Source organism: Chitinophaga sp., from assembly GCF_019236475.1.
In the GTDB taxonomy this organism is placed as follows: Bacteria; Bacteroidota; Bacteroidia; order Chitinophagales; family Chitinophagaceae; genus Chitinophaga.
The window spans coordinates 226,333-239,257 of record NZ_JAFAIX010000004.1 but is presented as its reverse complement, the minus strand read 5'-3'; the positions used below and the strand labels follow the sequence as shown (position 1 = coordinate 239,257).

Annotated in this window: 7 protein-coding genes; 5 read left to right on the top strand and 2 right to left on the bottom strand. The window is 47.1% G+C overall.

Translation table 11 applies throughout. The features are described from left to right. Positions 1 to 18: 18 nt before the first annotated feature. Positions 19 to 1,122, bottom strand: coding sequence for a slipin family protein (locus JO154_RS05075; RefSeq protein WP_291942511.1), 1,104 nt, complete (start codon positions 1,120 to 1,122; stop codon positions 19 to 21). A gap of 1,090 nt (positions 1,123 to 2,212) precedes the next feature. Here JO154_RS05075 and JO154_RS05070 point away from each other — a divergent pair. Genes JO154_RS05070 through JO154_RS05050 form a run of 5 tightly spaced genes read left to right on the top strand, consistent with a single transcriptional unit; the run spans position 2,213 to position 9,543 of the window. After that, on the top strand, positions 2,213 to 3,529 hold the full coding sequence (locus tag JO154_RS05070; protein WP_291942510.1) for an SWIM zinc finger family protein: 1,317 nt from the start codon (positions 2,213 to 2,215) through the stop codon (positions 3,527 to 3,529). A 19-nt stretch (positions 3,530 to 3,548) separates the two neighbouring features. Continuing rightward, positions 3,549 to 5,027 carry a DUF5691 domain-containing protein gene (locus JO154_RS05065; protein WP_291942508.1) on the top strand — a complete coding sequence of 493 codons (1,479 nt, stop codon included), beginning with the start codon at positions 3,549 to 3,551 and terminating at the stop codon, positions 5,025 to 5,027. A gap of 12 nt (positions 5,028 to 5,039) precedes the next feature. Continuing rightward, on the top strand, positions 5,040 to 6,122 hold the full coding sequence (locus JO154_RS05060) for an AAA family ATPase (protein WP_291942506.1): 1,083 nt from the start codon (positions 5,040 to 5,042) through the stop codon (positions 6,120 to 6,122). 18 nt (positions 6,123 to 6,140) lie between these two features. After that, entirely contained in the window at positions 6,141 to 8,420 is a 2,280-nt protein-coding gene (locus JO154_RS05055) for a DUF5682 family protein (protein WP_291942505.1), read from the top strand. After that, positions 8,413 to 9,543 (top strand): VWA domain-containing protein, encoded by a 1,131-nt coding sequence (locus JO154_RS05050; RefSeq protein ID WP_291942504.1) that lies wholly within the window; start codon positions 8,413 to 8,415, stop codon positions 9,541 to 9,543. Before JO154_RS05055 ends, JO154_RS05050 begins: the two co-directional genes overlap by 8 nt. 91 nt (positions 9,544 to 9,634) lie before the next feature. Here the strand turns inward: JO154_RS05050 and JO154_RS05045 are convergent, their stop codons facing one another. Continuing rightward, the gene (locus tag JO154_RS05045; protein WP_291942502.1) at positions 9,635 to 12,802 is read right to left on the bottom strand and encodes a carboxypeptidase regulatory-like domain-containing protein; all 3,168 of its coding nucleotides are present in this window, start codon (positions 12,800 to 12,802) and stop codon (positions 9,635 to 9,637) included. Between the last annotated feature and the right edge of the window lie 123 nt (positions 12,803 to 12,925).

Sequence of the window (12,925 nt, the reverse complement as noted above, 5' to 3'; positions counted from 1 at the left end):
ATCAGACTTGCTATTTGTTTATTTAACGGCAAACAACTGTTTCATTTGTTCCGGAAATGCGCTGCCATTACCGATGGAGATATGTCCTACTTTCTCTGCAATACGTTCCACATATTCCATTTCCTTCAATTTGTAGAGCATGGGATTCTCTTCCATCAATCTGGCGGTATTCAACAGGCTGCGTGTACTGGCTGTCTCCTCTCTTCTCATAATAATCTGCGCTTGCGCTTTCTTCTCCGCTACCAGCACTTGATTCATGATCTCTTTCACATCGCCAGGGAGGATAATATCTTTCACCCCAAATCCTAGCAATTGAATACCCAGTGCGGCTGCGCCGGCAGCGGACTGTTCCAGTACAAAGCGACCAATATCTCCTTTCTTTTCCAAAAGTTCATCAAACGTCAACGTACCTATGTATTCTCTCAATCCCATCTGCACCTGTACATATAATTGCTTTTCCGCTTCGCGGTTGAGCAACAGGGCTTTATCAATTTCTGTCACTTTGTACCATGCCTGCGCATTCATACGCAAGGTGGCTTTATCGCTGGTCAACATCTCCTGCCCACTGATTTCCAAATGCTTCATGCGCATATCCACTTTCCTGATTTCAATAATAGAATTGTTATTCCAGAAAGTATATACGCCACCGCTCAACACGGCTTCAAATTGGCCATCCACCAATAGCACGGCTTTCTCATGATGATCCACCATGTAGGTACAAAACAGGTGTGCCAATGCTTTGTGATGCAGAATGTCGCGGCCCAGGTGCCTGATCATCTCGGAAGAGCTAATATCCTGACGGATAAACTGCAGGTTACGCAAGCTTTTCCAGAACACGTGGATACCGGCAGACAAAGCACCCAGGATAACGTCGTCTTCCAACATAATGGCTACTTCATTCTCTTTCACTTTCAATACCTGGACTCTCGCCAGGAAATCAGGATCTTCCAGTAAAGTAGCTACAGGGATTTTTGCTGGCGCGACGAAGGTCTGGTTAACATCATAGATGACCACATTTTCATTGCTGAAGAACCAGTAGGTACCAGGACCTACTGTACGTTTGTAATCTCCATTTCTCAGTACCAGACCTACTTGATGTCTGGCTACTACAATCCTTTTCATTTTTTATAATTGATTTTTATGGGGTTCAACAATTCACAAGCAACAGACGGATGCATCTTTACATTGCGGAGTCGTAGCGGCCGTCTTACTGCGTATATCAGTACAGGGCGGAAGAGCTGTATGATATGACCATCAGTTACCGTTGCGGCAACAACTGCTGGCAGGGCACCGATTGTTGTTTATCCTTTTGATAATACAACTACATATATGCCTGTATGCCTGTGTTCACCGATTTTTTTACGAAGTGGCGTTCTTCGTTTTTACAAGATTATGAGCCTTGTAGATGCTAAGCGTGATATGACAAGTATCACCTAGGCTACCAGCAACAGATTTTCAATATCTGTTTCAGGAATCGAACCTGTTGAAAACAAGCGCAGACTACAGCAGTATACAATCAGCTACGGCCACTGTACTGCCGGGATTTTTGAATCCCTGACCTAAGACTGTATCCTCGTCTTGCTTCGTGTATAAGGCAGGAATCGAACCTGCATATTATTTTAGGGAGACACCATTCCCCTTATACAAAAAAGCCCCCCGTAGTGACGGAGGGCGCTGCTATATTCTTGAAGAATATATCATCACTCCGTATATCTATTAACGTTATATATACTACTCAAACTTAGGCACACGGCAGGTTTGCCGCCACCTGGCAGTAGTATTATAATTGCATGTAAATCAAAAAGGCTGTACATCATGGTATAAAAAAAAGCCTTCGCGTACACTGCGAAGGCCTTGTTATAATACGATTTATAATTAGTCTAATTCAGCGTATAACATGCCCCGCCACCATGATTGCCTCCCCAGAGGACCATCAGTTGTTTTGATATGTATTGATAGCGGATCACGATTGTTTGATTTAATTTTTTAACGATGCAAAGATGAGAACAGATTTCAATATTTACAAATATATTTTATAACTAGATAAAATAAATATCACTTTTCATCTCTCCAAACCAGCTACCATACCTTATTACATCCGAAGCAATTTTTCCGCGCCTAAGTGAAAAATATTTTTCATTTAACATATACAATGCGCAGTGAAGTCCGACATTTGTCCAACAAATAACCTAATCTCAATATTCTATCACTTATGCCCATTAGTATGACGGAAGAACAGGTATTGGCATCTGCGCCCGATGATGCCTCCCGGAAATCCGGCCGGGACCTGGCCAATTTACAGAAATGGGTGAGCACAGGCCGCAGTGAAACGGCCCTCTGGGGCGCTTGTAAAGGCAGTGGTTCCAAGCCTTATCAAACCCAGGTGGATCTGCAGCAACTGGCTTTTAAATGTAGCTGTCCCAGTAGAAAATTCCCTTGCAAACATGGGCTGGGACTATTACTGATCTATTCCCGACAACCCCAAGCCATCCCTCAGGAGTCCTCACCGGAATGGGTAAACGAATGGCTTTCAAAACGCCTGTCTACGGCAGAGAAGAAAGCGGAAAAGGTGGAAGCGGCCATTGCTTCCGGCAACGTGACTGCCAGGAAAAATACGGCCGCTCGTGAATCCAAAGTCAGTGAAGGCATTGCTGATCTGCACAAATGGATGAAAGACATGATTCGCAATGGCTTACTACAACTACCAGAAAAAAAGAGTGCCTACTGGGATAATACCAGTCGCCGTTTGATAGATGCCCAAGCCCCTGGCCTCGCCGCCATGGTACGTAACCTCGGCGAAACCAGCTTTTTCACAGATGGATGGCAGCAGGATTTCATGCATCAACTGTTACGCCTATACGTGACAGCAGAAGGATATAATCACCTGGAACAACTGCCAGAGCCCTTGCAGGAAGATATCCGCCAGCTTTGCGGATTCACCATTAGCCAGGATTATTTGCGATCATTGCCCGGTGTACAGGACAACTGGTTGATCCTAGGAAAACAAGTGTCTGAGCAAGATAAACTGACTACCGAACGGTACTGGCTATACGGAGAAAGTACCCATCGTACTGCGCTCATATTGCAGTTCTATACCAAACAGGTCACCACACCTGTGTTAACCCTTTCGCCAGGTACCGCTATCAAAGGGGAATTGGCCTGGTATCCTTCAGCTCATCCCCTGCGAGCGGTGATAAAAGAGCATAAGCAAACCTGGTCGCCGATGCATGCGAAAGCCATGCCTTCTTGGATGGAGGTAGTACATGCACAAACAGCTATCAGTCAGGAACTGCCGGTATTCCCGGATCAATTATACATCGTAGAGCAACTCTTACCAGTACAATTTCAAGACCGCTGGTACCTCGCCGATCATCAAAATAACCTGATGCTCCTGAAACCTGGCTTCAACAAACTATGGAAGTTACTGGCAGTAACCGGCGGCCAACCCATGACAATGGCCATCACCGGCAGTATGCAACAGTATGAGCCACTCGGCGTTTGGGATCATCAACATTATCAATTGCTTTAATCATTAATCTTTATAGCTGATGGAAAGCTGGCAACAACTTATCAATACAGCCCTATTGGGTACTGGTAGACAGGCATTGCCTGAGCTGCAAACCACTGCTGCCCTCTACGATGCCCTCCTGCATATCCGACAGGATAATGAAAATGACCGAGAAGAGGTACTATTGAAAACAGGCGCATTGCTCCTCAATTTTCGTCAGGCAGGTATGATGCCTATTGTACTGCCGGAAGCAACGATGACTGCGTGTCTCCCTGAAACAAAACCTTACTGCCATCCTGATGCAGTGCCCCCACTCACACAGGCACTCACACATGGTTCCATCGCCCTCACCCGCTATTGGATGGAACACTGTGCCAACGCAGGATGCATCGTACCAGCCAGGGTATTACCCACCCTCCTGGAAGAAGCCAAAGGCAATAGGAAACTCCGGGAACCGCTGATAGCCTGCTATGGCAACAGAGGACAATGGCTCGCCAACCTGAATGCCGACTGGCACGCCATGCTCCCCACAGATACCGCCAGCATCGCCGAAGATGCATGGACCACCGGAACTTTACCGCAACGTTGTGAGGTGCTGACAAAAGTGCGGGAAACCCATCCAGAAGAAGGCCGCCAACTACTCATCGATACATGGAAGCAGGAAAATGCCGCTACCAAAGCGGAATTGATGGACTGTCTCCGTACCGGATTATCCGCAGCAGATATAGCCTGGCTACAAGAAGCTACGACGGAAAAAAGTTTGAAAGTAAAAGAGAAAGCATGGAAACTGTTGCGCAGACTTCCGCTAAGCGATATCGTACAAACCTATTGGCAACTGATCAAAACAGCAATACAAGCTGTAAATGGACAGCTTATTACCAGTGACCTGACGTTACCCCTGCCAGCGGAAGTATATCAGTCCGGCATAGATAAACTCCCTCCTTCTGCCATTAAAATGACGGACGAAACCTACCAGCTCCAACAACTGGTCGCACATGTTCCATGCTCCTTTTTTACCACTTACCTGGAAGAGGATATGCCTACCTGTCTGCAATGGCTCACTGCCGCCGGTTTTGAAGAATCGCTGCTAACAGCCGCCATTCGCTTTGAAGAAGAAGCATGGATCATCGCGATACTGGAAAATACAAACACTTTCTATCCGGATGTATTTCACCATGCACCAGCAAAAGTATTGGAAGCCTATGCCCTGCGATTTGTAGAGAAAGAAGGCAGTAGTGTTATTTTGCGCATGGGAGCCGCCAAAGAAGAGTGGGGACTCACCTTCACCGGACAAGTGTTTCGCTTTGTGGCCATGCACCCTTACAGCTATAACATGAACTTTTTCTTGGAGCTGGCGCATCTGTTGCCGGTAGCCATTTTAGAGGTAGATGAGAAATCCTACTTCGGCGATATCCTCTATAATCAACAAGCATGGAAAAACCTGAGAGATAAACTCTTTGAGCTCATCCGTTGCAAAGCAACTATACTTCAACAATTTCAAATCACCACTCAACAATAAAAACTCATTTATATGTCTACTATTCTTCGTCAGCATGCTGAAATCCTTTATGCCACAGAACTGGAAGAGCTTAAAAAACAAGATAACGACAAACGCCCGCATAACTGGGTAATGTCCCCACAATCTGTTGTGACCTACCTGGTGGGCGGTACCCTGAAAAATGGTTTTGAAGTAAGTCCTAAATACATTGGTAATCGTCGGTTGATGGAGATAGCAGTAGCCACACTGGCTACCGACAGAGCGCTGCTCTTGTACGGCCTCCCAGGCACGGCCAAAAGCTGGGTAAGCGAACACCTGGCAGCCGCTATCAGTGGAGATTCTACCATGATTGTACAGGGTACTGCCGGTACCAGTGAAGAAAGTATCCGCTATGGCTGGAACTATGCCCGCCTCCTGGCCGAAGGCCCTAGCCCTAATGCCATTGTTGAAACACCTGTAATGCGTGCCATGCGCGATGGTAAGATTGCCCGCATCGAAGAGCTGACAAGAATCGGCGCCGATGTACAAGATACCCTGATTACGATTCTCTCTGAAAAATCATTGCCTATTCCAGAGTTGAATACATCCGTACAAGCCACTAGGGGCTTTAATATCATCGCTACCGCCAATAACCGCGACAAAGGCGTGAATGATCTTTCCAGCGCTTTAAAACGTAGGTTCAATACCGTTATTCTGCCGGTACCTACTTCAGAGCAAGAAGAAATTGATATCGTTAAAAGAAGAGTGGAAAGCTTTGAAAAAGTAATGGAACTGCCAGCAGAAAAGCCAGCATTACAGGAAATCCGCCGCATTGTTACCATCTTCAGAGAATTGCGCAGCGGTATCACCACCGATGGTAAAACGAAAGTTAAATCCCCTACCGGTACACTCAGCACCGCAGAGGCGATCTCTGTTGTCAACAACGGTCTGGCATTGGCAGCCTACTTCGGTGATGGCCAACTGAAAGCAGATGATTTGGCAGCAGGCATCATTGGCGCAGTGATTAAAGATCCTGTGCAGGATAAACTAGTATGGCAGGAATACCTGGAAACAGTAGTGAAACCAAGAGAAGACTGGAAAGATATTTACCGTGCCTGCCGCGACCTCGGCATATAACCCTAAACTGATTGCCCAATGGCTACACATATCATGGGTATCAGGCACCATGGCCCCGGCTCCGCACGTAACGTGCGGGCCCGCCTGGAAGAACTGAAGCCCGACATTATACTGGTAGAAGGCCCTCCGGAAGCAGATAGCCTCCTGGAATGGGTAGGCAATGAACAATTGCAACCGCCCATCGCCATCTTGGCGTACGAGCCAGATGCGCCCCATCATAGCGCCTTCTATCCTTTTGCGGCCTATTCCCCAGAATGGCAGGCGATCTCCTATGCCCGGGAACACCGTATCCCTGTACGGTTCATGGATCTACCACTGATACATGTTTTCGCACTGGATAAGGAAAAACAACAAGCCGCTGCTGAAACAGATCAAACTACCGCCGAAACAGATCCTACCCTGAATAATGCCGCTGCTGTTCCCGAAGAAGCGCCAGAGACCTTCGATCCGATCGCTTTGCTCGCTACCGCAGACGGCTATACGGATGGCGAAGCTTGGTGGGACCACATGTTCGAATATCGCCAACAAAATGAGCAGGTATTTGAAGCTATCATGGAAGCCATGCAAACCCTGCGGCAAGAGCTCGCTGCACATAAAGATGAGCGCAATGAACTCCGCGAAGCCTGGATGCGTAAAATGATCCGCCAGGCAGAAAAGGAAATGTATCCTGAGATTGCCGTTATCTGCGGCGCATGGCATGCCCCGGCATTACAGGATATGCCGGCTGCCAAAGTAGACAATGAACTACTGAAAGGCCTTCCTAAAGTGAAAGTTGCCTGTAGCTGGACACCCTGGACATTTCATCGGCTCAGCTTTCAAAGTGGATACCGCGCCGGCATCAAATCACCCGGATGGTACCAACATAAATGGGAACATCCTACCGATGATGGCACCCGCTGGCTCACCAATGTAGCCAGACTTTTCCGCGAGAAACAAATGGATATCTCCACTGCACATGTATTGGAAGCAGTACGCCTCAGCAATGCGTTGGCCGCTATGCGCCAGTTGCCCGCACCCGCACTGGATGAACTCAATGAAGCCACCATCGCGATCCTATGCAACGGTGATACAATTCCGATGCAACTGATAGAAAAAGAACTGATCATCAGTAATCGCATCGGTAGCGTACCGGAAGATGTGCCGAAAGCACCGTTGCAAGCTGATATTGAAAAGCAACAGAAAAAACTGCGCTTGCAGGCTACCGCTGATTTCAAGGACTATCAACTGGATCTTCGTCAGCCAAATGATTTGCAGCGTAGCATATTCCTACATCGCCTGCACCTGCTGGATATCAACTGGGGCGAGCAACACCGCGCGGATGGTAAAGGCACCTTCCGCGAACAGTGGAGATTGCAGTGGGCGCCAGAACTGGCTGTCGACATCATCGATAAAAGCTGCTGGGGAAACACTGTCGCTACCGCTGCCGCTAGTTATGTAACGGATATGGCTACACGTAGTAATACTATTCGTGAGGTTTGTCGGTTATTGGAAGACACCATCCCAGCGGAATTACCGGAAGCCACGGATATGCTGATCAACCGTGTCAATAATATGGCCGCCGCCAGCAGCGACGTTTTGCAGTTGATTGAAGTATTACCGCCATTGGTCGCTATTACCCGCTATGGTAACGTACGTAAAACAGATGCAGGGATGGTACTGGCCATCCTAGAAAGTATGATCACCAGGATCTGTATACAGTTGCCACCCGCTTGTACTGGGGTTGCAGAAGATGCTGCCTCCGTTATGCTGGACCAACTGTACAACATGAACGACGCTATACAGACCCTCCAGCAGGAAGAGATTACCGCATCCTGGCAGCATGCGCTACATATTATTTGTCGGAATACCCATGCCGCCAGATCCTTGGCTGGCTATGCGACCAGGCTGCTCAGCGATGCGCGGGTATTGGGCAATGAAGAATTGGTCACAACTTTTAGTGTAGCCATGTCCGTAGGAAACAATCCTGCCGATGCAGCAGCTTGGCTAGAAGGGTTTCTTAGAGGCAGCGGTTCCCTCCTACTGGTGGATAATACCTTATTGCACCTATTGCAGAACTGGGTCAATGATTTGGGAGACGACATCTTCATACAATTGTTACCGTTACTCCGACGCACCTTTGCGGCCTTCTCCAGTCCAGAGCGCCGCCAGATCGGGGAGAAAATCAAAAAAGGTGATAATGTATCTACCAGCAATAAAGCACTCGCAGGCACGGAGGATACACGCGGACAACTAGGCATCCCTGTCATCATGCAGTTGTTAGGCTATGGTCAAACAGTAAATCAAGTAATCCATGAGTAACGAAAAGGAACTGAAAAGATGGCGCCTGATTCTTGGCGGCAATCAACACGATGGTACAGGATGCAAACTCGCAGAAAATGAGCTACGCATAGATCAGACACTGGAAGCACTATACGATAGTAATCGCCAAGGTGGACTGGGAGCGTCCTCTCCCAATGTAAACCGCTGGCTAGGAGATATTCGTACCTTCTTCCCTTCTTCTGTGGTGAAGGTGATGCAACAGGATGCACTGAAAAGACTGAACCTGACACAACTGTTAATGGAAAAGGAGATGCTGGAAAATGCGGAAGCAGATGTGCACCTGGTAGCTACGCTCCTGTCGCTGAGCAGGGTGATTCCTGAAAAAACCAAAGCTACGGCGAGAATGGTGGTGCAGAAAGTAGTGGATGAATTGATGCGGAAACTGTCGCAGCCCATGCAGCAAGCCGTTACCGGCGCGCTGAACAGAAGTGCAAGAAACCTTCGCCCTCGACATAATGAAATCAACTGGCCGCTGACTATACGCAGAAACTTGAAACATTATCAGGCGGAATATAAAACCATTATTCCTGAAACCCGCATTGGGTATGGGCGTAAGCGTAGTGCGTTGAAAGATGTGGTGTTGTGCCTGGATCAGAGTGGCTCTATGGGTACCTCTGTGGTGTATTCCGGGATCTTCGGAGCGGTTATGGCCTCTTTGCCAGCCTTACAAACGAAAATGGTAGTATTCGATACTGCGGTTGCGGATCTGACAGAACAGCTACAAGACCCTGTGGACCTGCTGTTTGGCGTGCAGCTCGGTGGTGGTACGGATATTCAATTGGCCTTGTCTTACTGTCAACAATTAATCAGTCGCCCGGCGGATACGGTAATGGTATTGGTCACAGACCTCTATGAAGGCGGCCATCCAGAAAACATGCGTAAACGCGCGGCAGAATTGGTGGCGGCTGGCGTACAACTGATCGTACTACTCGCCCTCAACGATGATGGCAAGCCTTCCTACGATCATGAAAACGCGCAATTCCTGGCGGACCTCGGCGTGCCGGTATTTGCCTGTAGCCCGGATAAATTCCCTGACCTGATGGCGGCTGCACTCAGTAAACAGGATATACAACAGTGGGCTTCTGCCAATATTGCTGAATAAAAAAGGAAAAGATCGTGACGTCTGCAACGTCACGATCTTTTCCTTTTTTATTCATGCCTGCCTCGCTCGGCAGGCACAACAGCTAGAAGAATTAAAACTCGTATCTCGCTCCCAACTGTATCTGCCAAGGGTTTCCGCCTGGCGTTACGATTCCACTGTTCACGTTCACGTTGTATAAATAAGACGTATTGGCTTTGTCGAAACCTCCCAAGGAGTAAATGTTCTGTTTACCTAAGTTCTTGCTGGTGCCCCAGTCTTTCTTGAAGAGGTTCGCCACGTTGAATAGATCGCAGGATATTTCCAAGCGTTGTTTTGGTGTGAAGTTGAACTTCTTGGTAATACGTACATCCCAGAAGCCGTAGAAGCCATTCACACCACCGTTTCTCTCCGCAATAGTACCCATGCTTTTGCGGATATAGTCCTTATAACGGGAATCTACCAACGGATTATTCAGGATAGACTGAATTCCTTGACGGATTTTATCGGGTACATTCGGATTGTTCACATCAAAAATATAGGCGAGGTCGTTAGAGTTGACGAAGTCGCCGTTCACGTTGCCGCTCACTGCCAAGGAATAACGTGTACCGCCTATACCGGAATATCTTACGCCAATATTTATGCCGAGGAAACTAGGTGCAGTACCGTAAAATACCACTTTATGACGGAATTGGTTATCGCTGTAAGTCATTTTACTCAGATCACGAGGATCATCTTTTACCATCAGTGATAAGGTAGCGGTATTGGCGACGTCACCATTGTAAGAGGTGTTATCTTTCGCATCATTCCAGGTATAGCTGAAGGATACTTCCCCATCTCTGAAATAACGGTAGGTAGCATCTGCCACTACTGCAAATTGGTTCACTTTACCTTCACTGTTCAGCTCCAGTACGCGACTCACTTTATCTGATTTACGCCCCTGCATCCAATCCGTAGCACCATTCTTTTCGTTGATGGTATTGATCGGAACATACACGCCTCTATTGGCTTCGTTCGGCAGTGTAAAGAACGGCTGGTCCACCATGTTACGATCTACGTACATGTAGTTATGACGCGCGATGGTGGTAAAGAAGGTCAGGCCAGCTTTCAGGCGTTCTGTAAAGAAGTGACTATAGGAAATATTGGCTTTGTAGACTACCGGAATTCTCGCGTCTTTACCATTCAAATTGATGGTACCGAGTTTTGGCAGGCCATACTTCTCAAACATTTCTTTGCCTGGAGCGGAAGCGGGGTTTTGTCTGTAAGACACGAAGTCAGGTTTAGGTACTGCGGCGCCTTGTACGTCCACGGTCAACACTTTGGTACCATCAAACAACATGTTGTTGATCATTGCATAGTTGTTGATGTCTGACCCAAAGATGGCAGCACCGAAGCGCAGGTAATCCGTATGTTTCTCCTGGATATCCCAGTTGAATTGGAGTCGTGGTTGCAACTGGAAGGTATTCAAACCACGATCTGTACGCAGTCCAAGCGCATCGTAAACGGTTTGATTGAAATTAGGTTTATTGAGATAGGTGGTATAATCAGCACGCAGCCCAGCGATCATTTCAAAACCTTTGGCCAGTTTGGTTTGCATCTGCGCATATAATGCTGCACTCACAATATTCTGGTTAACGCTTGGATCGTCGGCCAGCGCTACTTCGCGGGCATAACGATAAGGCGTCAGGTTATTGAAGTTATCCATACCGGTGAAGTAGAAGCGGCCATTCATTTCACTACCGTACAGCGAATTCATATGACTGTACATGATATCCGTACCGAAAGTGAAGTTGGCTTTATTCGTACTGTAGTACACGTTATCTACCAGTTGAAAAACATTGTTGTAAAAGTGTTCTGGGGAATAACGTTGTCCTCCGAGTTGAATATTTGTATAGAGAGAATTGTTATCTACTTTAGATTCCACTCTTTCCACAATTGCGCGGGGAATATTAGCAGCCGGCAACTGGCTACCAGGCGAGCTTTTCTCGAAGGTATACAGGTGTTGGAATTTAAGTTCATTGGTAAATTTTGGAGAGACAACCGTCCGCAGCGTGGCCAGGATACTATTGTTCACTGCATGGGCATCCGCGTATACTTCGTACAAGTTGATGGAAGTATTATCATCACGGCCTAGTGGCGCGCGATCATTGATGTAGTTGTCGCGGATTGTCAAGAGGTTCTTTTCATTGATCTGCCAATCGATACGTGCAAAAGCGGCGTCGGTGGCTCTTTTCTTGTTAAAGGAACCGAATTGAGGTCCATTGCTCACACCGTATTTTGCGCGGGCAATATCCAGAAATGAATTTAAGGTAGACGGCGTTACATTGAGTCGCTTGATGTCTGCATCGGACTGAATATCTGCAATCTGCAATGGGCGTGCATCTGACTGATGATCCCAAGCTACGAAGAAATGCAATTTATCTTTGATGATAGGGCCAGATAAAGTGGCGCCATATTGATAAGTAGAGAAGTCGTTTACACGTGGTACACCGCGGATATCAAATCGACTGGACAACCAATCGTTACGCATATACGTAAACACGCTACCGCCAAATTCGTTAGTACCTGCTTTTGTTACCGCGCTGATGGTACCGCCACCACTACGACCGTAAGTAACATCGTATTGGTTGGTCACCACTTTGAATTCGCGGATAGCCTCCATCGATAACGCGTAAGGTCCGCCAATCCTGGCGTTGGTGCCACTGCTGGAAGTAGGGTTCTTAGCGGAAGTACCATCGATGGTGATATTGGTAGAAGACCCCAATTGACCAGCCAAGTTAGATCCACTGCTCAGTGGTGATAAATCTACCAAGGAAGAAAAGTTACGTCCGTTTACGGGTAGCCTAGCAATATCGCGACTGGTAACAGTAGTAGCGGCGCCAAAGTTTTCCGTTTTATTTTTCAATCCGGAGGCCGTTACTTTTACTTCACTCATGTTTACAGATGAAGATTGCAGCACAACGCTAACGCGCACCAGATCACCCTGATTGAGGCTATATCCGGTTAATTTTTCAGCGCCATACCCTACAGAAGAAATAGTGATGGTATAAGGGCCTCCTAATGGTAATTCTTTAAAGTTAAATTCGCCTTTGGCATTGGTGATTGTTCTGGTGGTAAAACCGGTGGATTCATTCCGAATCAGCACAGATGCGCCAGGAATCAATTGTTTGGCATTATCTGATACGGTACCGGCAATAGCAGCTTGCGTCGTTTGAGCGTACACGTTAATAGAAACGAAGCAGCATAGTAACATGGATAGCAAAAGGCTACAAACTGTTTTCATATAGGCTAATATTTGTTTGCGAGAGAGCGAAAATAATTCAGGTTGAAAAGAAAAGCATGCTCACGGGTCAATCATAACGTAAAATTCATATAGTACTGAAAGTAGAAAAATAATGCTTGCTTG